Here is a 24266-nt window from a genome sequence, read left to right on the forward strand (position 1 = left end):
AACAAAGCAAAAAGCCCCGTTAACACCGTTAACGCGGCTCTGAAATATCGGGGTTATTCGGGGGAGATCACGGAGGATATCCCGACATATATCTGCGCAGAGGAAAGCATGTCAAAGACACACAATCGTCAAATCTATCCATTTTCAGCAATCGTCGGTCAGGACATAATGAAAACGGCATTGATACTGAACGCTATAAATCCGTCAATCGGCGGCGTTCTTATCAAAGGAGAGAGAGGCACGGCGAAATCTACGGCCGTACGTTCTCTTGCGGCGCTTCTTCCCGAGAATAAAGTCGTTCTCGGCTGCACCTTCGGCTGCGATCCAGAAAAACCCGAGGATTTCTGCGAGGAATGCAGGAAAAACCTCATAAATCTCCGTACCGCCGAGAGAAAGATGACCGTCGTCGAATTGCCCGTCTCCGCGACCGAGGACATGGTCGTGGGCAGTCTTGACATATCCTCCGCCATCAAGGAAGGCGAGAAGAAGTTCGAGCCCGGAATTCTTGCGGCGGCGCACAGGAACATCCTCTACGTGGACGAAGTAAATCTCTTAAACGACCATATCGTCGACCTTCTCCTCGATGTCGCGGCTATGGGGCTTAATATAATCGAACGCGAAGGCGTCTCGTATACCCACCCGTCGTCATTCATCCTCGTCGGCACCATGAATCCCGAAGAAGGCGACCTGCGCCCGCAGTTGCTCGACAGATTCGGTCTCTGCGCAGTTATCGAGGGTATTGCCGATGCTGACACACGCCTTGAGATCATAAAACGGAGAATGGATTTCGAGAACGACCCGAAGGGATTCACGGCGAAATGGGCGGCAGCGGACAAGAAGATAGCCGATAAGATACTCGCGGCAAAAGATCTCCTCCCCGACGTCGTCATCCCCGACGATATGCTCCGTATCGCCGTCCAGATATGCACGGATGCCGGTGTCGACGGTCATCGCGGCGACATTACGCTTGTCAAGACCGCCAAGACCCTCTGCGCCTACAAACTGCGCACCGAGGTCACCGAAGACGATATAAAAGAGGCGGCAAAACTTGTTCTGGCGCACAGGATGAGAAAAACGCCGTTCTCGAACGAGCAGTATGACGACAAGAAGATAGACGAGTCGATTGAGAAGGCCAAGAATCACAATAAATCCGAACAGAAGGAGAACGATTCGGAGACGACGCGGAAGGAAACACAGAACGAGCCGCAGGACAACGCCGGCGAACAGAAACAGAGCAGCGGCAGCGGCTCGGACAGTTCCGAGACGAAACTCTTCAAGGCATCGGACCCTTTCGCGTAAAATCTTCAGCATTGACTCCCGAGTTGAAGATTGACAGCATAGTAAGGGAGGGAAGCGGCAGGCGAAGCGTTACCCGAAGTTCCTCGGGAAGATATGTGGGCAGCAGAATACCGCAGGGCAAGCCCAAAACAATCGCCATGGATGCCACGATTCGTGCCGCGGCCAGAAACGGAACGTCGCGGGCATCATCGGCGGGCGGCTCATCCGCGAATTCGGATACGGACTATAACACGGCATTGCGTATAGTCCTCTCCGACGTTCGCGAGAAGGTAATGGAGCGGAGAAGCGAGAACAGCATACTCTTCATAGTGGACGCAAGCGGGAGCATGGGCGCACAAAAACGCATGTCCGCGGTAAAAGGCGCAATCCTCTCCCTGCTCATCGACGCTTATCAGAAACGGGACAAGATAGGGCTGATTACCTTCCGCGCAAAGAGCGCGAAGGTCATACTCCCGCTTACCTCGGATATCGCGATGGCGCAGGAGTACATGAAAAAGATTGAGATCGGGGGCAAGACGCCTCTTGCCGAAGGTCTGAAGAAAGGTTTGGAGACCATCTCCGCCGAGATGATGAAGAATCGCCTGACGAAACCGCTTCTGATTCTGGTCTCGGACGGCAGGGGAAACGTGAGTCTCTCGGACAAAAACCCGCTCTCCGAGAGTTTTTCGATGGCGGCGATGATTAAAGAGGCAAAGATACCCGCCCTTGTCCTCGACTCCGAAGAAGGCTTTGTCGCCCTCGGCTACGCCAGAAAACTTGCCGATGCCATGGGCGCAAAATACATGAAACTCAGCGAACTTGCGGGATAATTGAATTGCAGGATGATTGAACAGCGGGATAATCGAACATTAATGACATCATTAAATGACATCGAATAATCAGGGGAAAAATATGGCAGAAGAAACGAGCATAAACACCGCATACGCAAAGATGCACGGTCAGAAGATCGCCGTAATCGCGGTTACGATCGTACTTCTGATACTCGCGATGATCTTTGCCGCCGCCAGCGGAAGCGTATACATCCCGCCTTCCGATATAATCTCCGTGCTGCTCAACTCCGTCATCCCCGGAATCTCCGACAATGCCGTCAACGAAAACACCGCGATGATCCTCTTCAATCTGAGACTGCCGCGTATCTTCCTTGCGGCACTCGCCGGCGTCTGTCTGGCTCTTGCCGGTGCGGTCATGCAGGCACTCCTCAGAAATCCCCTCGTTAGCCCGTTCACGCTCGGACTTTCCTCCGCGGCATCGTTCGGCGCGGCATTCATGATTGTCCTCGGACCAATTGTCCTGGGCTCGCTCTATAAGAGCACGGCATATCTCTTCGGATATACCTTGAGCATGAACAGCGTCCTGATGATATTCAGCGCCTTCGTCTTCGGCTGGATGAGCGTCTCGATAATCTATCTGCTCTCGCATTCCAGAAGCGCTTCGCAGTCGATAATCATCCTCTCGGGTGTCGTCATCGGATACATCTTCCAGGCGGGACTTCTGGCAATGCAGTATATCTCCAGCGACGAGTCGCTCCGCGACATCATCATCTGGCTCATGGGCGGCATGTGGGGCGCAAGCTGGCAGGCGGTCATCATCCTCTTCCCGATTACGCTTGCCTGCTTCATCATAATGGAGATGAGGTCCTGGAAACTGAACACACTCTCGGCAGGCGACGACGTTGCCAAAAATCTCGGCATCAACGTCGCAAGATTCAGAATCCAGGGTCTCTTAATCGTCAGTTTCGGCGCCTCGGCATGTCTGGCGTTTACGGGTGTCATCGGTTTCGTGGGGCTCATGGCGCCGCATATCTGCCGCATGATAATCGGCAACGACAACCGATATCTGATACCCTGTGCCGCCGCCGCGGGCGCACTCATTCTGGTGGTCTCGGATACGCTGGCACGCATTGTCCTTGCCCCGATTGAGCTGCCGGTCGGCATCATCATGTATCTCATAGGCGGAGTATTCTTCATATATCTCATAGTCAAGGGACGGGGGGCGGGACTCGAATGAAGATAGACGTAATGAATCTGGTTCACAACTACAGCACTTACAAGGTCCTGAAGGACGTCAGTTTCAGTGTAGATTCGGGCGAGGTAGTCTCGCTCCTCGGTCCCAACGGCTGCGGAAAATCTACGACGATAAAGATTATCTCCAGCCTTTTCAAGCCCGTATCGGGCAAAATCAAGATCGACGGGAGATCCATCGACGAGATAGACCCTGTCGACAGGGCGAAACTTATCGGCTATGTGCCGCAGTATTTCACCTACAGCAGTTATACGACGGTTCTCGAGACAGTTCTCATCGGCAGAACGCCGTATATGAGCTGGTCGGTGAGCGACGAAGACCTTGCCGCCGTAGATTACGCACTCCGCTCCATGAACATACGCGATCTTGCGGAGCGGCAGATAAACGAACTCTCGGGCGGGCAGCGCCAGCGGGTCTTCATTGCCCGTGCAATCGCACAGAAACCCGTATTTTACCTCTTTGACGAGCCTACAAGCTCCCTTGATCTGCGCTATCAGATAGATACCCTCACGACAATGAGAGATATTATCCGCAGGGACAATTCGGGCATGATTGTCGCACTCCACGACCTGAATCTGGCTTTACGCTACACGGATAAAGTAGTCCTCATATCAAACGGCGAGGTCTATGACGCGGGCAGACCTGCCGACGTTCTGACTCCCAAGGCAATCTTCGAGGTCTATGGGGTTAAAGCCGAAATTATCGAGAACGATAAGGGGCGCTTCGTTCTGGCATACGAATGACGGATTGAACGACGGCGGGCCCTGCAGCGCCGACAGCGTCCATAGCGCCCGCAGCGGGAATTCCAAATATATATTGCGGTCAAAAGCCAACTATTCTGTATAAATGGTTCATAGAATATCTGTTGTCATACCCACTTTCAATGAAGAGGATAATATTACCGCCTGCCTGACCTCGCTCTGCAATCAGACAATTCCGCGAAGCGATTACGAGCTTATCGTCGTCGACGGCGGCTCGAAGGATAAAACACGCGAACTTGCCGAGAAACTCGCCGATACCGTCATTATTCAGACGAGCAAGCGTGTCGGCGGCGCAAGAAACGACGGCGCAAAACTTGCGGACGCGAAAATCCTTGCAACAACCGATGCCGACTGCATAATCCCGCCGGAGTGGCTCGAAACCGTTCTGGCTTCGTTCGAAAAGAACGATAAAATCGTCCAGCTCTACGGCACCGTCACCCCGCTCGAACCCGGGGTCAAGTTCAAATTCTATCTCTGGCTTGCAAATCAGTTCTCGAGGCTCGGATACTATACCCATACGCTCTACTACACGCTCGGCTGCAACACGGCATTCGTAAAAGAGGCATATGACTCGATAGGCGGCTACAAGTGCATAGATGCCGGCGACGACCTCGAGATTGCGCAGCGCATGCGAAAGATCGGCAAGGTCAAATTCAACCCGAAGATGACGGTGAAGTTCTCGATGCGCCGATATGTCAAGTTCGGCACCCTGAAATCGCTCTATATCTGGCTCTATATCGTCCTCAAAGGCGGCAAGTCCGACAAATACTCGTATACGGGCAAGACATACAAGTGAAAAGCGAAAGAAGTGAAAGCCGGCGGATATACTCAAAATTCATAATCCAATCCCAATCTTACACAAATACTGCTTTTTTGACAAAATTAAATCATTAAAACAATAAATCAATCAAAACATTAAATCAATAAAAACATTAAATCAATAAAAACAGGTTAAAACGATAAAAAAATGATTTTGCCGGTTATTTCACCAGCTCGTAACTGCTCATGACAACGGGGCTTCGGAGCGTGTCCAGAACGCGTTCGAGAAGAATTCCCTCGCGCGGGTGTATCCTGTAACCGAATGTGGCGCGGATTGCAAGCGTCGTGAACTGCACCGCCCTGTCGAGAGCAAGCGGAAGGCTGTCGCCCTTAAGGATACTGCCGACGAGCACGCTCGTAAACGAATCGCCGGTACCCGGGTAATGTGCGGGGATATAGTCGCAGGATACCTTCCAGACACGTTCGTCGCTGCGGTCATAGGCAAGGACCGAAGTCCTGCCCGAAAGACGACCTTCTTCTTTCGGCGACGGCACACTCGTCACCACGACAATGCCGGGACCCATGTCCGCAAGCCGCGGCAGCCAGTCCATCACGGTCTGCTCGTCGATATTCTTTGAATACGGCTCATCGAGGAGGAATGCCGCTTCGGTGACGTTTGGCGTTATGATATCGGCAATACCCACAAAACTCCTCATCCGCGTCACCATCTCGTCGGTAATAGGACCGTAGGTCTTTCCGTCGTCGCCCATAACGGGGTCTATGACAACAAGTGTGTCGTTCCTCCTGACCGACTCGACGAAATCCGTGACAATGTCCATCTGCTGCGGCGATCCCAGAAAACCGCTGTAGACGGCGTCGAACGTAAGCCCCATGGACGTCCAGTGGGAGACGCAATCCCGCATGAAATCCGTCATATCGACAATGCAGTAATCCTTGAAGCCCGTCGTATGTGTCGAGAGGACGGCGGTCGGAATCGGGCATGCCTGAACCTCCATCGAAGACAATATGGGGATTGCGACGGTAAGCGACGCGCGACCGAAACCCGAGAGATCGTTTATCGCCGCCACCCGCGGCACTGCAGTACGAACTACCTTCTTTACCATGATATATGAATCCCGCTTATACTCGCATCGTTATTATTCAATGTTCACAGTATTGAAATCTTTCACGCCGGGCACGACCTTTGCGCACCAGAAGCCTGCGGAACTACTGCGGAACTGATGCGGAACAATAAACCAAACTTTATTAAAAATCAGTGCCCATCATCATATATGCAGGACGAAAACGATGCAATTTACGAAGGTGTGCTTACCGTGGCAAAACTCATGGCCGTAGCGGCACGCACGGCACCCAAGGCAAAGGGCAGCGACGTTATTGTCATTCGGACTGTATACGGCAACGATCTGAAGATTCTCGCGGATTCCATGAGAAAATTCGGAGAGATGCACAAACTCGGCTTTTTCAGCCGCGACGCAAACAATGTCGAAAATTCCGACTGCTGTCTCGTAATCGGGGCAAAAGCGGACGCAAGTCTTGGACTCAACTGCGGCGCATGCGGATATAAGAGCTGTGCGGCAATGGGGAAAGAGCAGAAGAGGAATCTCGAATCAACAAACAATTCGGAGAGCGACTCGGCATTTGTCGGACCGAACTGCGCCGTAAGGGCGGCGGATCTGGGAATTGCGTTGGGTTCGGCGGCTAAGACCGCGGCGATGCACAATGTCGATAACAGGATAATGTATTCGGCAGGCGTCGGAGCACTGAAACTCGGTTGGCTGGATGGGTGTACCACGGCGTATGCGATTCCACTGTCAGCCTCAGGTAAGAACTTATATTTTGACAGGAAACGGGACTGAAAAGACCATTTCCGTGCGGAATTAAGATAAGGACACCTGAGGATTACTCCGAAAACGTTATTCGTAAACGTGATTCCGAAAACGTGCGTTACCGCGTCAGAATATTACTGCGTCAAAATTAAGTTCTGTTTTCATTGATTTCATTAAGGTATAAACATGGCTAAGATGATGATCCGCGGCGGAGACCTGGATCTTGTGGAATATGATTTTTCACCGTTTTCCATCGGCGAAAACATAAAAACCTGCGGCATGGAGGAGAGAACTTACAAAATAGAGCCAAAGCCCGGGAAACATACCGTAAAAGTGCCTGCCAGAGTGCATCTCTGCGTTCTCGACATGAACAGATTTTCACCGAGCCGTCCCGGAGGCGGCGGTATCGGGTTTGCGATACAGCTCTACACGACCGCGGTCGTGGAATGCACGGATAAGGAGACGACGGTAGACTATTCGCGGGTGCCGATTATCATGCACTTTGTCGAGGTCATAAAGAAGGTCACGGGCTACAAAGGCGGCTTTAAGATCTGCATCCGTGACCATGAAAAAGAGCATGTCGGTCTCGGATCTACGGGTTCGGCACTGACCGCGGTCGGAAACGCCATGAGTGCGGCGCTCGGAAACCCGCTTTCCGTTGAGGACATAAGACTTCTCGTCGGCTACAACTACGTCGAGGAGACGACCGACGGCAGGATCATCGGCGGATTCGAGACCGGCGTCGGACCTGCGGCAATCACCTACGGCGGCATGTCGGTCATGGGCGACGAGCTCTCTCTCGTCCACAACTCAAAGTTCGCGGAAGGCAGGAATGTCTATATCCTGATTCCGCCGGTGACCGTGAGTGCCGCAGGCGAGTCCGAGTTCAATGTTCTGATGAATCGGGCAAGGGTGCTGGATTACCGTGACCGCGAACTCAAGGCGTATATGGTGATGATGGACCTGATTCCCGCCCTCAAGCGCGACGATCTGGTTAAAATCGGCAATATCATCTGGGAATTCGATTTCAGAGGCTCGAAGCGTGCCGAAGTCGAGCACAATTCGTTCTCCATCTACAAATTCATGAGCATGATTCGCGAGGAGGGTATCGAGTTCGTCGGCATGAGCTCGGTCGGACCTTCGATTGCGGTCATCACGGAGAAATCCCCCGACGAGATGCGAAAGATAACGGAAAAACTCGGTCTTGAGACGGCAATCGAGACAAAAGTGGACAATAAGGGTATCTGCTTCCTTTGAGCAGAACCGATTCCCGAAAATATCCCGATTTTAATTATGGCGAATTCGCCATAATTAGAATAAATTTTTGAGGTCATAATTTGTGACCTCAAAACATGAACGGCACTCATCGCCGAAATTGAAAATAACCCTCTTAAAAACCGTAAAATCTGACGAGATATCAGATTACGGTTACGCTTTTTGCGAGATTTCTGGGCTTGTCGACATCCCTTCCCAGAAGAACCGCGGTATTGTAGGCAATCATCTGAAGGATTATAGTTGCGGAGATGACCTCGCAGATATTCTTAGATCTCGGAAGCGGTATGAAGATATCCGCTATCTCCTTAAGATCCGCATCGCCGCCGCTGCCGATGGCGATTACGGGAGCACCGCGGGCTTTCATCTCTTTTATGTTCGAGATCATGACGGGATATGCGTCGTCCTTAGTGCAGACCGCAACCACGGGCGTCTTCGGCGTCAGAAGGGAGAAAGGACCGTGCTTAAGTTCGCCCGCCGCACAGCCTTCGGCGTGAATATAGGTGATCTCCTTCATCTTGAGCGCACCCTCAAGAGATATCGGATAGTAGACGCCGCGTCCCACATAGAAGATGTTCTCGGCATCTTTGCAGACCGCGGATGCATCAGCGGGGTCAAAGAGCAGGGTCTCTTCGAGAACGGGGTATATCTCAAAGAGTTCCTTCTCGAAGATGCCCTTTCCTATAATGGATACAATCCTTAAGAGAACGGCGCACTGCGCTATGAAGGACTTCGTCGCCGCCACGCTGATTTCGGGACCCGCACGGGTATAGAGGACATAATCGGCGATACGCGTGACACTGCTTCCGAGGACGTTTGTAACCGCAAATACGGGACAGCCGTTTGCCTTCGCATGCCGCAGCGCCGCAAGGGTATCGGCGGTCTCGCCGGACTGCGTGACCGCAATCACAACCGTGCCCTTCGCCGTCGTGAAATTCAGAAACTCCGAGGCAATTTCTACGCGAACCGGAATCTTGCAGTATTTCTCCATAAGATAGCGGAATATCAGACCCGCATGATACGAACTGCCGCAGGCGACCACCGTAATCGAGGATGCCTTCTTCAGCACCGAAACCGCGCCGTCATCGATCTTCTGCCTGAACGAGTTGACAAAGACCGCGGGCTGCTCGAAGATCTCCTTCTCCATGAAGTATTCGTACCCGCCCTTCTTTGCGGATTCGACGTCCCAGTCGACGGTCTTTACATCGCGCTCCACGGTCTTTGCGGACGGGTAGCCGAATAAGCGGATGCCGTCCGGCATCAGATACGCATAATCGTTGTCCTCAAGGAAGAGGATCTTCTGGGTATGCTCAAGTATCGGGGTCATATCCGAGGATGCAAAGAGTTCGTCGTCGCCGATGCCCAGAACGAGCGGGCTGAAGCGCTTTATCGCAATAAGACCGTTAAAGCCGCGGATGAGAATCAGCAGCGCAAACGAACCCTCAAGAGTATCCATGAGATTCTTCACAGCGAAATCGACCTTTTCGATACCCGAGAGACCTTTCTCAGCCGCGGCATTGCGGAATTTCTCGAGAAGATGCGCAATGACCTCGGTATCCGTCTCGGATTTGAAAACGTGTCCCTCCGCGATGAGAGTCTTCTTAAGCTCGGCATAATTCTCTATGATGCCGTTGTGAACGACCGCGATATCCCCCGTGCAGTCGGTATGCGGATGCGCATTAACGTCACTCGGAACGCCGTGGGTTGCCCAGCGCGTATGGCCTATACCTATATTGCCGCAGGCAAGGGACACGTCGCTTCCGGCATCCGAGATTCTGCCCTGCTTCTTGACGACGGTAAGTTTGCCGCCGCCGTCAGTAGCGGTGCCGTCCGCCACAGCGAGCCCGAACGAGTCATATCCGCGGTATTCGAGGCACTTAAGCCCTTCGACAATGATGGGCGCGGCATTGCGCTCTCCGACATAACCTACTATCCCGCACATTTTACGATATCCTTCTCACTGATGCTTACCCGCAGATTACTTGACAATACTTCCGTCCGGCAGAAAACCCTCGATGATTCTGCCGTTCTCAACCGCGGACGAGTTTCCGATGACACAGTGCTTAAGCACGGTAAAAGGCGCAACCGTCGAGTTGTCGCCGACAACCGAGCCGAAGAATGCCTTAAAGAAATGCCCGTCTACCTCCACCGCCGAATATGAAGGCTCGACCGCGACATTGGAGCCTAGTTTTGCCCCTTTTGCGATGACGCTGTCGGTAATGCGGCAATGCGAGCCGACCGAGGAGTCGTCCATAAGAATGGAGTTCTCCACATAGGTGAACGGCTCGACACGAACCCTTGAGCCGATTGAGGTTCCCGGCATTATGCAGGTATGCGGTCCGATATAGGAATTCTCGCCGATGACGACGTCGCCCGAGACGACCGCATAGGGACTGATCACGGTTCCGATGCCGATTGAGACATGACCTGTTATCGACGCCGATTTACTGACATTTCCCGATATCGATGGCTTTACCATCTCAAGAGCCATGCGGTTCATCTTGAGCAGATCCCATGCATATATCGCATCATGCCAGCGGTTTGCGGGCACGGCTCTTATCGGTCTGCCGTTCTTCGCCATATCCGTGATGATATCGGGGATCATGCAGGTCGCCGGATAGTTGAAAATATCGGGAGTGAGCGAGAAACAGCCCGTGCTCACCGTCATACTCTCGGCAAGAGCGGGCTTTTCGGAAATACCTTTCACCATTCCGCCCGAAACCGAGACAACGCCGTAGTTTGAGGGATACGGGTGCTCGGCGGTAAGCATGGCGTTTCTCTCCGCCTTAAGGCGCGAGAGCGACTCGGAATCTATGTAGTTGTCCCCTGGAATAAGGAGGAAATCGCCTTTTATCAGGTCTTTTGCGCACCGCAAAGCATCGAAAACGCCGAGCTGCTTCTTCTGAACGACGACGGAGACGCCGGTATCGAGGTCGTTGAGATATCTTATGACCTGCTCTTTTCTGTATCCGGCAACGACGATTATGTCGTTAATGCCGCATTTTTCGACCGATTCTATGACATAGTCCAGAATCGGACGGTTTGCGACCGGAATCATTACTTTCGGCTGCGAATGCGTCAGCGGTCTTACCCTCTGACCTTCGCCGCCCGCGAGAATTACTGCCTGCATTTTTTACCTCCGTGTGTATCTCCGTATATCTCAGTGTGTATCTCAGTTCCTATATGCGTTTTATCTCCGATTTATCTCCCGAGTACGGTATCATCGTTTATCTTTCCCGAAAGGTAAGAGTTCGGCGCCGCTTTGACGCGGCTGCCTATCCAGCTTCCGGCATTTACCGAGCAGTTTATGCCGAACTGCACGTCGTCGCCGATAACCGCGCCGAACTTTCTCCTTTTGGTATCTCTGCCGTCACAGCGGATATCTCTTCTGTCGTGGCGGAGATTGGCTACCTTTGTGCCCGCACCGAAGTTACAGCCCGAACCGATTACGCTGTCGCCGACATAGTTGAAATGCGGAATTTTGGTGCCTTTCATGACTATGCTGTTCTTTATCTCGACGCTGTGACCTATATGGCAGTTGTCGCCGACCGAGGTGCAGCCCCTGATATATGCATGCGGACCTATGTCGCAGTCTTTTCCGATTATGCAGTCGCCCTCGATATAGGTGCCTGATTTGATAACGCTGCCTTCTCCGAGGATGACATTGCCGTGTATGTATACGCCGTCCTCAATCGTTCCTTTGATGAAATCGGAGGCACTGGCGGAGGTGACGCCGTCCCCGCCGGCGGTCTTCGCAAAAATCGCCTTTGTCATCTTCTCGTTTGCGTCGAGGAGATTCCACGGCTCGCCGATATCAAACCATGACGAGAGCGTAAAGTGAGAGAGCATTCCTTTTTCCGCATACTGCATAAGTGCGTCGGGAAGCTCGTATTCGCCGCGTTCGGACAGAGAGAGGCTCTTAAGGATGGCAAATATGCCGGTATCGAAGAGGTATATGCCGGCATTTACCAGATTGCTCTTCGGCTCTTTGGGTTTTTCCACTATTGAGAGGACTTTGGCGCCGTCGACGTCCAATACGCCGAAATCCTGCGGATGACTGCTCTCCACCGTGCCAACGCAGGGAACGGAACTCTTCGAGAAGGCGAGGATATCGTCCGAATCGAGGATCATGTCGCCGTTTAATAGCATAAACGGACCTTTGAGAAGATTTTCGGTGCACAGGAGAGCGTTTGCGGTTCCCGACTGTTTTCTCTGCACGGCATACCTGATCTTTACCCCGAACCGGTCGCCGTCTTTGAAGTAATCCCTGATATCCTGCTCTTTATAGCCGACAACGAGTATGAAGTCCTTTATACCCGCATCGCGGGCGGAGACAATCAGATGCTCAAGCATTGGTCTGCCAGCGACGGGGAGCATTACCTTGGGTCTTGAGGCTGTCAGCGGACGCATCCTTTTTCCTTCGCCGGCAGCCAGTATCACGCATTCCATTCTATCTGTCCGTTATCGAATTTAGTATCGAATTTTATTATTGAATTTTACTGTTGAATTTTATTATTGAATTTTACTATCGAATTATATTATTGTAATCTGTTGTAACCGTTTATTTATTCTCTTTATCCGTGGGATAAAGTCTTTCCTGCCGCTTTCAGCATTGTCAGACCTTTTTCCCGCATCTTTTCGGCACTCGCGGTTGTTTTACCCTCCGCGGTTATCCTTACCTTAGGCTCGGTGCCGCTCGCACGAATCAGGCACCAGCCGTCATCTTCCGTGATTCTGAGCCCGTCAGTCGGGTTCTCCGCACCCATCGCCGTGAGCACCTCCTTTGCATTTCCGCAGGGGTAGGAACTCCGCAATATCGGATACGAGGGCATCTTATCGACGAGTTCCGAGATTTTGTGCTCGGAGGCAATGCTGCAGAAGAGACCTGCGGCATAGATACCGTCGGGGCAGAGCGACATCTCGGGGAAGATCCACGCTCCCGAGGCTTCTCCCCCGAAATCGCCCCATGAGAGAAGTTCTTCGGAGACATAGGAGTCGCCGACCGGCGTCCTGCGAACCTCGGCGGTCTCCTCGATTGCCATTGAGGCATCGACGGTCGTAACCACGTGCTTTGCCCCCAGAAACTCCGCAAAGAGCATCATGAGGTGGTCTCCGCTGATGTAGCGTCCCTTCTCGTCGAAACCCATGAATCTGTCGGCATCGCCGTCGTGGACAATCGCACCGTTCGCGCCGCGTTTCAGGACGAAATCATGAATGTAGGGCAGATTTGCCTCCAGCGGCTCGGAAGGCCGTGCAAAGACTCCGCCCGGGGTGCAGTTTATGCACGCGGCATTAACGCCCGCGTCCGCAAGGAGACTTGGGGTTATCACCGAGCCGGCACCGCAACCGCAGTCAACGACCATGCGGAGCTTTTCGCTTATATCAAACGAGTCCAGAATCTTATACTTATGCGGCGTTATGATATCTTCGGCGGACACCGTCCCCTGATTCTCCCACGAGGCTTTTCCTGACGGTTTGCCCCCTTCAAAAGCCGCGATTCGCCTCTCCGTTATTGCCTGCTGCCTCTTAGTGAACGCGGATCCGTCGGGATTTAAGAGTTTTAAGCCGTTGAACTCCTCGGGATTATGCGATGCCGTGATACAGCAGGAGAACGAGGTATTCCTGCCCGCATATGCGACCGTGGGTGTCGGGGCAATGCCGCCGTCGATTACCTTTGCGCCGTAATGAAGAGCGCCGGCGGTAAACGCGTCCTGAAGAATCTTTCCGCTCGTCCTGCAGTCGCGTCCCGTCATTATAGTCAGTTTTGCGGGTTTTGACGGTTTTGAGAGATTTGACGATTTTGTCAGTTCTGTCGGTTTTGCAGCCTTTGACGATTTTGACGAATCCGCAAAAGAATCTGCGCAGGAAAAAAGAGTCTCGGAGTCGGATGAATTAGGGGTATCTTCGCAGGAAACCGCCATTCCCGTTTTAAGAGCGAGAAAGAGGAGTTCACTGTCGTATATCTTTCTGATTCCCGATGAGCCGAACAGCATATACTATCTGATTTTTCTTAATACTTGATATATATTCGGAATTAAACGGTTAGAATCATCGCCTGCCGTAGGGACAATGATGTTTTCTGCCGTGCATGACGCAGAATCCCGTGACGGCGGGACCGATGAAGATCAGTTCCTTTGAAGCGCAATCGCCGTTTCCACAGTTTCCGTCGTTTCCGAAGTATCTCTCGGTTACGGCAAGCTTCTCCTTATCGAAGAGACCGTCGCCGGAGACAAGGATGACGTCGGCATCCTCGGGTTTGCCGACAAGGGTAACACGCTTTTCGGGGTAAAGCGAGCCTGCCTCAAGGAGCATGCCCTCGAGATTCGTGAGGCAGCCGTTCAGATATACCTTTTTCCCCGCGATTTGAGCTGTCAGCTCATCAAGGCAGGCTTTATGCGATTCTTCGCCGCAGGCACGTCCTTTTCTGGTAAAGCACATGAAATTCGAGATGACGTTTAAGATTGCGCATGCCGCCGTTCTCTGAACGGGCGACTTCAGCGGGCTGTCAAACATGAACGAGACCTTGGATGTCGCATCGAGCGGAAACGAGGTTGAGAGTTCCGAGACCCTGCCGCCGTATTCCGTGACAACCGTTATTCCGTCCTCATAGGGACAGCCTGCCGATGCCGTGGGAGATATTCTTACGAGTCCGTCCTCGCAGCCGCTGCCGAAGATGCGGTTTTCGAGTATTTTTACGGCATCGGAGACTATGCTCATATCTTCTCCTTTTCGCCGCCGACAGAGCCGCGTTCGCGTCCGGCAATATCCGAGAGAATTATCCTTGCCGGCGCTCCGTCGAGACCCTTCAGTCTGAGCGGCAGGGCAATCATATTGTAGACACCCGCGGTTACGAACGAGAGGTCCAGAAGTTCCGCACATATGACGTTATTCGAGAGAAGGCGGGTGTGAACACTGCCGTTTCCGCCGAAGGACTCTATCGAGGGTGTATCAATGCCTATGAAGATTACTCCCTCGTTTAAGAGGTATTCCGCCGCCTCATTGGTCAGATGCGGATAATTATCCGTGAAACTCCGCTTACCCGAGAACGAGGTCTTGAGCAGGACACGCTTTGCCCCCTTTACCTTACCTTCAAGGTCGTATCTGCCTATCGAGCCGAAGTTTGCCGAGAGGTCGATGACTCTTGCTTCGCCCATTAAGGTCTCGAAGGGGATTCTGTCGACCGTAATGCCGCTGCTTATGTAGTGCGACGGCGCATCCAGATGTGTCCCGCTGTGCGTGGATAAAGAGAGAGCCGAGACTCTGCACCCCTTCTCTTCCTTTTGTTTTACCGAGATCGCGGGGTCGCCCGGGTAGACCATCATATCGCCGTCAAAAGCCCGTGTTATGTCATGGAATGCCATTGTAATGTAAAAAAATTGAAATCAATTTATCAGAATCCGGATTCGGCGGCGTTTATCACGGCGTCAATCTTCTTCTGAAGCGAGTCGGGAAGTCCGTTTATCTTGACGTCAAGGAATCCGCGGATGATGGTCGCGGTCGCCTCCTCCTCGTTGAGTCCCCTTGCCATGAGATACTCTATCTCGTCGCGGGCAATCTTTCCTACCGCAGCCTCGTGGGATATCTCGGTGTTAGTGAGCTGTCCCTCTATTTCGGGAACGGCATGAATTGTGCCGTCTTTGAGGATGAGTCCCTTGCACTCGATATGACCTTTGGTACCGTCGGCGGCGCCTACGATACGCGAACGCGAGATTGCCTTGCCGCCCGTCGTTATGAGCCTGGATATAATCTCGGCACAGGCACCTTCGGCGTTGAGGAGAGCGCCCTGACCCATATCGAGCTCGGAGCCTTCGTGAGCGATGATGACGGAGTTGAATCTGGCGACCGAGTTTTTGCCGACAAGGTTCGCGACCGGATACATCTGGACATAGCCGACGGGATTCATGCTGACGTAGTTGGAGAGGAAGGTTCCGTTCTCCTCGACCACGGTGCCGCTGCGGGGAAGAACGCGGATATTCTCGCCCCATGTGTGAATCATGGTATTGCTTACGAGAGCGTTCTTACCTACATAGGTCTCGGTAATGCCGTAATGCGTGCCTTCTTTTCGACCGATACTGCTCGTGCAGCCCGTAATCAGGTGAAGTTCGGCGCCCTCTTCGGCGACGATGATATTGTGGACGGTCTGGACCTCGGATTTCTGCATAAAGAGGCAGGACTGGAGCGGGAATATGTTCTTGCTTCCCTTTCTTGCGATTACGGCGAAACCTCTCGGACCCTCCTCCTCTTCGCGTTTTGCTACAAAGCGGGTGTATTCGTCCTTATCGCGGTCGACGATATTCCAGAATTTTTCTTTGAGCCAGTCGTATTTTTTGAGCGCGATATCGATTGGGAGCATCTCAATGCCTTCAATCTTTGATTCCGAGTGATGAATGTGCTGATCCGTCTGGATGAAACTGCCCGAACGGTTGGATTCATCGAGTTCGATGCCGCCCATCTCGAGACGTTTTTTGTCTTCTTCGGAGATATCGGGGATTAGTTCTTCTGACATCTGATGCACTCCCCGTATCCTTTTTCCTGAATTAATTTGAGAATTTCACGCGGATTTCCGTGGCATTTTATCTCGCCGTTGCAGAGCATGTGACCGGCATCGGCTTCGATGTAGTCGAGGATATATCCCGTATGGGTGATGATAAGCCCCGATTTGTTTCTGTGCACGATGTGGCGGTCTTTCTCGAGAAGGGTCGCTATGGATTTGCCGATAAGGGCAATGTTCTCGAGGTCGACGCCGCTTTCGGGCTCGTCGAGCATGATGAAATCCGGGTTCTGGACAAGAAGCTGTAGGATCTCGCTTCTCTTGATTTCTCCGCCCGAGAAACCGGCGTTGACGTCACGACCCATGAAATCGGACATCTTCATCCTTTCCCCGAATCTGCCTATGCTCTCGGGGGAGCAGTTGGCAACGGCGTTGAGCAGTTTTCCGAGTTTGAGTCCCGAGAGTGTCGGCGGACGCTGGAACATCATTCCCATTCCGTATCTTGCACGTTCGTCGAGGGGCACTTCGGTTATGTCGCGGCCTTTAAAGTATATTTTGCCTTCCGTTATTTTGTAACCGGAGAATCCCATTATCGTGCGCAGTAATGTGGTCTTTCCCGAGCCGTTGGGCCCCATGAGAACATGGGTTTCGCCGTCGCCGATAGCAAGACTGACGCCATGCAGGACCTCCTTGCCGTCGATCTCCACATGCAGATTTTCAATATTCAGCATATTCCATTCACCAGTTTTCCGTGTGATCTGTCTACAGATTATGATCATATTTGAATATAGCAATGTCGAAAAATTCCAAACCCTGTTTCAAAGATCGGTGCCTCAAAGATCGGTGCCGAACAACTCATTCAAAAACGTTCGACATATTACGAACGATTTATGCAATATATTAAATCATGTACGAACAATTTTTACTTACAATAAGTATCAAAGAACGAATCCTCAGATATGTCGAATAATATTTCCGAAAAATCACTTTCGCACCGCACGGCTTAGTTGGATATATATGTCTGAGCAATCATTGCGCATGTCAGAAACCTTCTATTATATTGCTAAAAGAGCCGTATTCGAACGACAGATAATCAGAAAAAGTCAGTTTTCAAAGAACTTTGACTGCGGCATGAGCGGTACGGGCAATACATGCGGCTCAAGAGGCTTCGCGGACTTCGGAGGCGCAAGCGTCCTATACGGTCCCTGCAATTTCGGAAAACTCTGCGGTTTGGGGGACTGCCGCAATTTCGCCGATGTCTCCGAGCGCGATGCCGTTCCCGCGGGGACAATAATCGAATGCTGAAGGTATTACCTGAATTACCCGATAGACGAAACAAGCGCCGAATATGAGCACTTGCCGTAAGCACTGATGCAACTACTTGATTCAAGCACTGATGTGAGCACGTGATATGAGCACCGGATATGTCCGAGTTCCTGCGTAATCTGGATGAACTGACCCGCGAGGCGGTTTTTGAAGAGTCTGCGACAGACACGGAGACAGTGACGGAGACGTCATACAACGGCAGCGGGAGGGGATGCTGCGGCAACGGCAATCCGGACGGGGACTGGAAAAGCCTCTTTTACGATCCGCTGGCGGCAAACAACGTCACCGAAGATCACAGATCGCGCTGTCGTCCCTGCAAGATACTTACATCGCTTCTCCATGCCGAATGTGAATACGACTGCGCCTATTGCAGAGTCTGCAAACGAAAGACGCCGGCGTCCGTGACCCCGAAGGAGATGGCGGATTACTTCGTGAAAAATTGGATAAACGGCAGATACGGCGGTATTTTCCTGAGTTCCGGCATCAGCGGCGACGTAGACGGCATAATGGCGGAGATAATCGAGACCAGCGAGCGTATACGAAATGCGGGGTTCAACGGCTATATGCACCTGAAGATCCTCCCGGGCGCAAACCGAAGCGACATCGATGCCGCCGCCGCAATCGCCACACGCGTCAGCCTGAACGTCGAGACCACGTCGCGGGCGCACATGAGCGAGATTGCGAATCTGAAAGACTATACGCAGGATATAATGAAGAGGCTCGACTGGCTCGGTGCGGATGCACCGGGGAAGCATACCACGCAGTTCATAGTCGGCGCCGCGGACGAGAGCGACCGCGAGATTATCTCCTGCATGTCGCATCTCTATAAAAAGACAATGCCGGCAAGAATTTATTTCTCGGCATTTGCGGGGCAAAAAAACACGCCGATGGAGTTTCACCCGAATACGCCCGAATGGCGCACGAACAGGCTTTATCAGACGGATTATCTCCTGAGGAAATACGGGTTCAAAGCCGACGAATTATGCTCGGTACTGGACGAAAAAGAATTCCTTCAGAATGCCGATCCGAAGATGCTTCTTGCCGAAAATCTGCCGCGAATCGATATAAAGACCGCGAATTACGAACAGCTCCTAAGGATACCCGGGATAGGCCCCGTCAGCGCCAGAAACATATGTCGTTTCAGAACCGAAGCACTAAAAGGAAGAGCACGAAAAAGAAAGAGAATTGCAAATCCGACAGGCACTTCGGGTAACGAAAAAAAAGGATATCCTAACGCGGTTGCGGAAGATTGCGACTGGTCAACCGTCTACAGCATGATACCCGCAAAATCACTGCCGTATATCATACTTAGGGACAGCGGCATACAGAGCCGAATCGATGAATATATCTGAATATTTGACATTTAGGCAGATTTCGAAGATATTTACAGTGTCTCCGTGATGGCGAACGGCAGGGAATTACATCAAAACAGACACAATCTTAAACTTAAAAACTCCATATTTTCCTCATGGAAGAAGAATTACCCGAATACAATATCTGCCCGAAATGCGGCAGAAGAAGCACCCCGTACAGCGAGACATGCTGGTATTGCAAGACGCCGTTCTTCAAATCGCAGGATGAGATTGAAGAGACCGTGCAGGAATCACCCGCGGAAGAAGAGATTGAGACCGTCACCCCGTGCCGCCTTGAAAGCATGAACTTTGCTGAGCGTATGTTTGCCTATAATCTGCTCTTAAACGGCGAAATGCTCCTCGAATTCTGCGACTGCGAGATATGCAGAAACGCCTACAACGACCTCAAGGAACTTCTGAACGCGGCCGGCGCCGAGATCAGGGACGATACGGAGAGCATCCGCGGAATTACCTTTGACATGTCCGTGCTCAACTTCTGAAACGGCAGAATATTTCAAGAATCAGAAAATATTTCTTTCAGATTTCAATTTTTTTTCAGATATTTTAAAAAAAAAAGAGTTTTAGAGATTTTCTGATTTTCTGGTGTATTGCAGGCAAATTGCTCGTTTATTTCCGGTTAATTACTGCATTATTACCTGCATATAGCGCCCTTTACGCAATTTACTCGTCGCAGCAGTGCGAAGCGTCATGGCAGTGACATTCGCATTCGGGGTCATCGCATTCCTCGCCGCCGCAGGTGCATTCCGTCGGTTCAATCTCCCATCTGACGGCGGTAAACATCGGACCGCGGACATCTATCTTCTTGTTGTTGTCGGTGATATAGCGCATTGCCCACGGCGCAATCCTGAGGTTAATCTCGGAGGGCACCTTAATCATCTTGAAATCGACGCTTCCGTTCTCGCCGTAGAAGACCGCCTCTTCTATCTTTGCGGCGGCGAGGTTTGCGGCGGCGTCAATGAACGAGATCTGCGCATTTACTCCCTTATCGCGCTGTTTCTTGTAACTCGGAGTGTCGGGAAGACCCAGGATCTTGCCTTCGGAGACGAAGACGTCGTTCAATGCCGCGGGTCCGAGAAGTTTCGAGTTCTCCTCGTCCTCATAGACATAGGCTTTGACGCGGCATCCGAAGCCCATATCGACGTCGCAGGCGAGGAACTCACAGGGACTCGGCGCATCGAAATGCTCGCGGGCGGTCTTTGCGATAGCTGCGGCAATATCGACTCCGATCTGAGTTCTGGGCTCTTCCTTGAGCGAAACGGCGCGGGCGAGCTCGAGGTCGGAGAAGGTCTGCGGGAAGAACTGCGGATGGGTCATGGCGCGGACGTCTTCGGCGCCGTATTCTATCATCGCAAGGCGCTCGACGCCCAGACCGAGGTTCATGACCGGGATCTCGACGCCGTATGCCGCAAGCGAATGCGGTGAGTACATGCCGAAGGTCGCGACCTCGACCCAGCCGTGCGTCGGGTGCTTGGCATAGACCTCGGTCTGCGTATCGGGGATATAGTATTTCGAGCGCTTGTCGTCGGGTCTGAACTCGAAGTCGGTGAATCCGAACGCCGAAAGGAGACCTGCGGCAACCGCTTTTCCGTCTTCGACGCTGACGCCCTCGCCGGCGATGATACACGATGCCGAGTGATAGGTCATGAGGCGTGTGGGTCCCTCCTCCTGTTCGCGGCGGAAACAGCGGTCTATGGCAAACATCCTTATCGGAAGCGGCATCTTGTCCCACATTGCGCCAAGCGACATGAACCAGCCCGAGGTCATGTGCGAGCGCAGGGTAATCCTCGAGGACTCGGGGACGAGCTCCTTAAACTCGGGGAAGACATCTTCGAGGATATTCACGACGAGACCGTCGTCGGTGTTGAGTACGACGGCAAGCTCGTGCGTGAGTTCGTCGCCGTCGATCTCCGATTTCTTGTAGGCATGCAGGGTCTTTCTGAGGTTCTCTTCGGTCTCGGCATCGACGGGGTGACCGATAATCTTTGCAATGCCGTCGAGCTGCTTCTTTCCGATACCGACATTCGGGCGCGGAAGACCGCCGATATAGAAAACGCGGTCGAGAACGGCGGAAGCCTCGGGGCCGAACTGCTTGTAGACCTCGTTTTCGTCTATGAACACGGGCACGCGTGCCTCGTCGAAGCCCATCATCAGATATGCCTCGCGGAGTCTCTGAATGGTCTCCGCAACGGGGTGTTTCTTTGCGCGTCTGATAACGTTTCTCGGATACCTGTCCGCAACGGGGACGGTCTCCATTATCTCCGCGCCTTTGTGCCATGCCGCCTCAAAATCGGATTTGGCAAGATCTCTGAACTCTTTTGCACTGAATTTCATGTATATCGCCGCTGTTCTTCTGTATATGTTTTGGGAATAATGATATTTATGATATCTTTGCGGAAAGATGATAGATTATTTGATGTGCATCGTTTGATGTGAATAATCTGATGCGAATCGCACCCTGCTCAACGTCTTGCCATGCAGACGACGCGGGAGAGGGCGTTTTCGTCGATTATATCGTAATCGCAGTATTTCGCTATTTCCTCGGCAAAACCGCGGACATGCGAATGTTCGGGCATATTCTCCTGTTTCAGCCGTTTCCGGCTGTGACCCACGAACATGTAGCCCTTGACCTCGACAAAGTCGGCGCCGCTGTCCTGATAGATCTTCGCATAACCTTTCGGGTCGATATCGTTGTATCCCGCGACAACCGTCGTTCTGATTGCGCTGCGGCGGTCTTTGAGAAGTGAGAGGCTCTCAGCGATATTGTCCCAGAAATCCGATTCGGGGCGGCATATTTTCATGTAGGTCGCCGGGTCGGGCGCGTCCACCGAGATATAGGTCTGATACGGGCGGCATCTTCGCAGGACATCGGGTCTTGTGCCGTTCGAGACGAGGAAGGTCGTGTATCCTTCGGCGTTCAGCATATCGATGAGTCTTGGCAGATACTCATAGAGAGTCGGCTCTCCCGAGAGGGATATTGCCGCCATGTTCGGGGTGAGGGCTTCGTCCCAGCGCTCCTTCGTCGCCGTGCTCGTCGGCAGTATCGGGTTATATCCCGCAAGGGACTTCTTCTGAAGTTTTTTTATCTTTGCAAGGATTGTTTCGGGGGGGCATTCCTCCTCTTCGCAGACGGCATACTCCATGCATCTCCAGCAGAAGAGGCACCTCTGATTGCATTTGAGAGTCGGCGTAAACTGGACGCAGCGGTGGCTTGTAATGCCGTAAAACTGGTGCTTATAGCACATGTCGCCGCCCTGAAGCGAGCGCTTGTTCCACATGCACGGCTTTAGTGCCGCGGACGACTTATCCGAGAAAAAGAGATAGCCCTGTTTTTCAAGGGCTTTATACGAACCGTTCCCGCTCTCGGGGGAGACGGCGTTTGCAGTGTTTGCAGTGTTTGCTGAAATTACGTCTTTTGCGGATTCCGTGGATTCTTCGAATTCCGATTCCGCATCACATGCTCTTGATTGCATCTATACCGAGTGTTGTCAGCGCTTCGCGGAGCGTGTTTCCGGCGGCTTTCACTATGGTGAGCCTTGAGTCGCGCACCTCGCCTTCCGCCTTGATTACGGGGTTGTAGCGGTAGAACGAGTTGAAGAGGTCGGCAAGTTCGCGGGCATAGATTGCAAGGACATGCGGGCGCAGGTCGCGCGATATCTCGTCTATGACCTTGGGGAACATGCCGATCTTCTTGACAAGCGCAATCTCCTGCTCGGTCTCGGGTGCGAAAACCTCCTTGAAATCGCCGGCTTTCTCGAGAATCGAGCAGGCGCGGGCGTGCGCATACTGGATATACGGGGCGCTCTGCTTCTCGAAGTCGAGGGCTTCTTTCCAGTCGAAGACAGTCGACTTCTCCTGTGAAACGCGGATTATGTCATACCTTACGGCGCCGATTGCGACCGACTCCGCGATACTTCTCTTCTCTTCCTCGCTCAGTTCGGGTCTTCTGAGATTGACCTCTTCGTATGCCCTCTTTCTGACTTCGTCGATGAGGTCGTCGGCGGAGATGAACTTGCCGGCACGCGTGCTCATCGAGCCTTCCGGCAGCGAAACGAACTCGAAGAAGACAATCTCGGGCGGAACGTCGCCGAGGAGCTTGAGGGTCGCCTGAAGCTGCCTGCCTATGAGTTTGTGGTCGGCGCCGAGGATATCGATTGCACGGTCGTAGTTCGCGCCCTTCCATTCGTGGTATGCCAGATCGCGTGCCGCGTAGACCGACGTTCCGTCCGAGCGTCTGAGGACGTATTCCTTCTCGAATCCGAACTCACTCAGGTCAATCGAGAGGGTGCCGTCCTGCTTCGCCTGCGGCAGCGCTTCAATCCTCTTGAGGACGTTTATCATGGACTTGTTGCGGACGAAGTCGCTCTCGAACATGAAGCGGTTGTGCGGCGCATTCATCTCCTTTAAGGTCGCCTTTATGCCGTCAAGGCAGAGTATGACGGCTTCGCGGAACTTCTTGACCATCTCGGCATCGCCCTGCTCTATGAGCGCCATTCTGCGGTCAATCTCCTCCTTTATCGAGGGGTCGGCATTGAGCCTCACGTTTGCCTCGACGTAGACGTCGGCAACGTATCTGTCGCCTTTCTCGCCCTCTTTTCTCGCGATTCCGAGGTTATCGAAGCCCCACGAGACTATGGCAATCTGGCGTCCCATGTCGTTTACGTAGTAGTGAACGTCGGTGTTGTAGCCGGCTTTTCGATAGACTCTCGCGAGCGTGTCGCCGATTACCGAGTTTCTGATATGACCCACGTGGAGAGGTCCGTTGGGGTTGGCGCTGGTATGCTCAAGGCAGACGCGGACGTTCTTCGCAGGAAGCTGACCGTATCCGGGTTTGAGCGCCTCCTTGAGTATGCCTTTTAAGTATTCTCCGCCGAAGACGAAGTTGATGTAGGGACCTTTCGTCTCTATGCTTACGCCCTTTGAGGCAAGCTCCTTATCCAGTTCCGCCTTCAGATCCGCGGCTATCTTCGCGGGATTTTCCTTCCTTTTCTTTGCGAGGGCGAATGCCACCGTTGATGCAAGGTCCGCATGTTCGCCGCCGTCGCCCAAGAGAACGTCATCCTCGCCGGTGACCTTCTTAAGCGCATCTTCAACTGCCTTATATGTCTCGAAATACATT

Annotated in this window: 22 protein-coding genes; 10 read left to right on the plus strand and 12 right to left on the minus strand. The window is 52.6% G+C overall.

The window, feature by feature from the left end; all coding sequences use genetic code 11:
• Positions 1-108 precede the first annotated feature (108 nt).
• From T502_RS08695 to T502_RS00480, 5 genes are all read left to right on the plus strand, one after another.
• Positions 109-1299 (plus strand): ATP-binding protein, encoded by a 1191-nt coding sequence (locus tag T502_RS08695; protein WP_042705138.1) that lies wholly within the window; start codon positions 109-111, stop codon positions 1297-1299.
• 23 nt (positions 1300-1322) lie between these two features.
• On the plus strand, positions 1323-2108 hold the full coding sequence (locus tag T502_RS08700) for a vWA domain-containing protein (RefSeq protein WP_042705139.1): 786 nt from the start codon (positions 1323-1325) through the stop codon (positions 2106-2108).
• Between the two features lie 82 nt (positions 2109-2190).
• Positions 2191-3306 carry a FecCD family ABC transporter permease gene (locus T502_RS00470; protein WP_052358928.1) on the plus strand — a complete coding sequence of 372 codons (1116 nt, stop codon included), beginning with the start codon at positions 2191-2193 and terminating at the stop codon, positions 3304-3306.
• Positions 3303-4064, plus strand: a complete 762-nt coding sequence (locus T502_RS00475; RefSeq protein WP_042705141.1) for an ABC transporter ATP-binding protein — start codon at positions 3303-3305, stop codon at positions 4062-4064. The genes T502_RS00470 and T502_RS00475 overlap by 4 nt, the downstream gene beginning before the upstream one ends.
• Positions 4065-4167: 103 nt before the next feature.
• The gene (locus T502_RS00480; protein WP_042705142.1) at positions 4168-4878 is read left to right on the plus strand and encodes a glycosyltransferase; all 711 of its coding nucleotides are present in this window, start codon (positions 4168-4170) and stop codon (positions 4876-4878) included.
• Positions 4879-5062: 184 nt separating this feature from the next.
• Here T502_RS00480 and T502_RS00485 read toward each other — a convergent pair whose 3' ends face one another.
• Complete coding sequence (locus tag T502_RS00485) at positions 5063-5965, minus strand: pyridoxamine kinase (protein ID WP_042705143.1); 903 nt, start codon at positions 5963-5965, stop codon at positions 5063-5065.
• 168 nt (positions 5966-6133) lie between these two features.
• Here T502_RS00485 and T502_RS00490 point away from each other — a divergent pair, with 168 nt between their 5' ends.
• Both T502_RS00490 and T502_RS00495 read left to right on the plus strand, forming a co-directional pair.
• Complete coding sequence (locus T502_RS00490; RefSeq protein ID WP_042705144.1) at positions 6134-6718, plus strand: ferredoxin domain-containing protein; 585 nt, start codon at positions 6134-6136, stop codon at positions 6716-6718.
• Between the two features lie 156 nt (positions 6719-6874).
• A complete protein-coding gene (locus tag T502_RS00495; RefSeq protein ID WP_042705145.1) occupies positions 6875-7945 on the plus strand; it encodes a GHMP family kinase ATP-binding protein in 1071 nt (356 codons plus the stop codon).
• A gap of 160 nt (positions 7946-8105) precedes the next feature.
• Here the strand turns inward: T502_RS00495 and glmS are convergent, their stop codons facing one another.
• The 8 genes from glmS to T502_RS00535 form a co-directional block, all read right to left on the minus strand.
• Positions 8106-9902, minus strand: a complete 1797-nt coding sequence (gene glmS, locus T502_RS00500; RefSeq protein ID WP_042705146.1) for a glutamine--fructose-6-phosphate transaminase (isomerizing) — start codon at positions 9900-9902, stop codon at positions 8106-8108.
• A gap of 36 nt (positions 9903-9938) precedes the next feature.
• Entirely contained in the window at positions 9939-11090 is a 1152-nt protein-coding gene (locus T502_RS00505; RefSeq protein ID WP_042705147.1) for a sugar phosphate nucleotidyltransferase, read from the minus strand.
• Between the two features lie 71 nt (positions 11091-11161).
• Positions 11162-12409, minus strand: a complete 1248-nt coding sequence (gene glmU / locus T502_RS00510; RefSeq protein ID WP_042705148.1) for a bifunctional sugar-1-phosphate nucleotidylyltransferase/acetyltransferase — start codon at positions 12407-12409, stop codon at positions 11162-11164.
• Positions 12410-12534: 125 nt separating this feature from the next.
• On the minus strand, positions 12535-13953 hold the full coding sequence (locus tag T502_RS00515; protein ID WP_042705149.1) for a phosphopentomutase/phosphoglucosamine mutase: 1419 nt from the start codon (positions 13951-13953) through the stop codon (positions 12535-12537).
• A gap of 55 nt (positions 13954-14008) precedes the next feature.
• Positions 14009-14677 carry a hypothetical protein gene (locus T502_RS00520; protein ID WP_042705150.1) on the minus strand — a complete coding sequence of 223 codons (669 nt, stop codon included), beginning with the start codon at positions 14675-14677 and terminating at the stop codon, positions 14009-14011.
• Positions 14674-15321: a cyclase family protein gene (locus T502_RS00525; protein WP_052358930.1), complete on the minus strand. Its 648-nt coding sequence runs from the start codon at positions 15319-15321 to the stop codon at positions 14674-14676. The genes T502_RS00520 and T502_RS00525 overlap by 4 nt, the downstream gene beginning before the upstream one ends.
• 29 nt (positions 15322-15350) lie before the next feature.
• Complete coding sequence (locus tag T502_RS00530; protein ID WP_042705151.1) at positions 15351-16466, minus strand: SufD family Fe-S cluster assembly protein; 1116 nt, start codon at positions 16464-16466, stop codon at positions 15351-15353.
• Entirely contained in the window at positions 16451-17182 is a 732-nt protein-coding gene (locus T502_RS00535; protein WP_042705152.1) for an ABC transporter ATP-binding protein, read from the minus strand. The genes T502_RS00530 and T502_RS00535 overlap by 16 nt, the downstream gene beginning before the upstream one ends.
• 307 nt (positions 17183-17489) lie before the next feature.
• On the opposite strand from T502_RS00535, the gene T502_RS00540 reads away from it, so the two are divergent.
• The 3 genes from T502_RS00540 to T502_RS00550 all read left to right on the plus strand — a co-directional run bounded on the left by T502_RS00540 (position 17490) and on the right by T502_RS00550 (position 19629).
• A complete protein-coding gene (locus T502_RS00540) occupies positions 17490-17756 on the plus strand; it encodes a hypothetical protein (protein WP_042705153.1) in 267 nt (88 codons plus the stop codon).
• A 119-nt stretch (positions 17757-17875) separates the two neighbouring features.
• Positions 17876-19129 carry a helix-hairpin-helix domain-containing protein gene (locus tag T502_RS00545; RefSeq protein ID WP_052358931.1) on the plus strand — a complete coding sequence of 418 codons (1254 nt, stop codon included), beginning with the start codon at positions 17876-17878 and terminating at the stop codon, positions 19127-19129.
• A 116-nt stretch (positions 19130-19245) separates the two neighbouring features.
• Positions 19246-19629, plus strand: coding sequence for a hypothetical protein (locus T502_RS00550; protein ID WP_042705154.1), 384 nt, complete (start codon positions 19246-19248; stop codon positions 19627-19629).
• Between the two features lie 181 nt (positions 19630-19810).
• Here T502_RS00550 and sepS read toward each other — a convergent pair whose 3' ends face one another.
• The 3 genes from sepS to argS form a co-directional block, all read right to left on the minus strand.
• Positions 19811-21481: an O-phosphoserine--tRNA ligase gene (gene sepS / locus T502_RS00555; RefSeq protein ID WP_084172910.1), complete on the minus strand. Its 1671-nt coding sequence runs from the start codon at positions 21479-21481 to the stop codon at positions 19811-19813.
• 128 nt (positions 21482-21609) lie between these two features.
• Positions 21610-22620 (minus strand): 4-demethylwyosine synthase TYW1, encoded by a 1011-nt coding sequence (gene twy1 / locus T502_RS00560; RefSeq protein WP_084172912.1) that lies wholly within the window; start codon positions 22618-22620, stop codon positions 21610-21612.
• Positions 22601-24265, minus strand: a complete 1665-nt coding sequence (gene argS / locus T502_RS00565; RefSeq protein WP_042705155.1) for an arginine--tRNA ligase — start codon at positions 24263-24265, stop codon at positions 22601-22603. The genes twy1 and argS overlap by 20 nt, the downstream gene beginning before the upstream one ends.
• Position 24266 lies beyond the last annotated feature (1 nt).

Source organism: Methanomicrobium mobile BP, assembly GCF_000711215.1.
Lineage (GTDB): Archaea > Halobacteriota > Methanomicrobia > Methanomicrobiales > Methanomicrobiaceae > Methanomicrobium > Methanomicrobium mobile.

Coding starts and splice junctions, on each gene's coding strand:
- T502_RS00470 (WP_052358928.1), top strand. CDS start 2,191: ATGGCAGAAGAAACGAGCATAAACACCGCATACGCAAAGATGCACGGT.
- T502_RS00530 (WP_042705151.1), bottom strand. CDS start 16,466: ATGTCAGAAGAACTAATCCCCGATATCTCCGAAGAAGACAAAAAACGT.
- T502_RS08695 (WP_042705138.1), top strand. CDS start 109: ATGTCAAAGACACACAATCGTCAAATCTATCCATTTTCAGCAATCGTC.
- T502_RS00490 (WP_042705144.1), top strand. CDS start 6,134: ATGCAGGACGAAAACGATGCAATTTACGAAGGTGTGCTTACCGTGGCA.
- argS (WP_042705155.1), bottom strand. CDS start 24,265: ATGTATTTCGAGACATATAAGGCAGTTGAAGATGCGCTTAAGAAGGTC.
- glmU (WP_042705148.1), bottom strand. CDS start 12,409: ATGGAATGCGTGATACTGGCTGCCGGCGAAGGAAAAAGGATGCGTCCG.
- T502_RS00525 (WP_052358930.1), bottom strand. CDS start 15,321: ATGGCATTCCATGACATAACACGGGCTTTTGACGGCGATATGATGGTC.
- T502_RS00535 (WP_042705152.1), bottom strand. CDS start 17,182: ATGCTGAATATTGAAAATCTGCATGTGGAGATCGACGGCAAGGAGGTC.
- T502_RS00485 (WP_042705143.1), bottom strand. CDS start 5,965: ATGGTAAAGAAGGTAGTTCGTACTGCAGTGCCGCGGGTGGCGGCGATA.
- twy1 (WP_084172912.1), bottom strand. CDS start 22,620: ATGCAATCAAGAGCATGTGATGCGGAATCGGAATTCGAAGAATCCACG.
- T502_RS00505 (WP_042705147.1), bottom strand. CDS start 11,090: ATGCAGGCAGTAATTCTCGCGGGCGGCGAAGGTCAGAGGGTAAGACCG.
- glmS (WP_042705146.1), bottom strand. CDS start 9,902: ATGTGCGGGATAGTAGGTTATGTCGGAGAGCGCAATGCCGCGCCCATC.
- T502_RS00550 (WP_042705154.1), top strand. CDS start 19,246: ATGGAAGAAGAATTACCCGAATACAATATCTGCCCGAAATGCGGCAGA.
- T502_RS00515 (WP_042705149.1), bottom strand. CDS start 13,953: ATGCTGTTCGGCTCATCGGGAATCAGAAAGATATACGACAGTGAACTC.
- T502_RS00475 (WP_042705141.1), top strand. CDS start 3,303: ATGAAGATAGACGTAATGAATCTGGTTCACAACTACAGCACTTACAAG.
- T502_RS00520 (WP_042705150.1), bottom strand. CDS start 14,677: ATGAGCATAGTCTCCGATGCCGTAAAAATACTCGAAAACCGCATCTTC.
- T502_RS00540 (WP_042705153.1), top strand. CDS start 17,490: ATGTCAGAAACCTTCTATTATATTGCTAAAAGAGCCGTATTCGAACGA.
- T502_RS00480 (WP_042705142.1), top strand. CDS start 4,168: ATGGTTCATAGAATATCTGTTGTCATACCCACTTTCAATGAAGAGGAT.
- T502_RS00545 (WP_052358931.1), top strand. CDS start 17,876: ATGTCCGAGTTCCTGCGTAATCTGGATGAACTGACCCGCGAGGCGGTT.
- sepS (WP_084172910.1), bottom strand. CDS start 21,481: ATGAAATTCAGTGCAAAAGAGTTCAGAGATCTTGCCAAATCCGATTTT.
- T502_RS00495 (WP_042705145.1), top strand. CDS start 6,875: ATGGCTAAGATGATGATCCGCGGCGGAGACCTGGATCTTGTGGAATAT.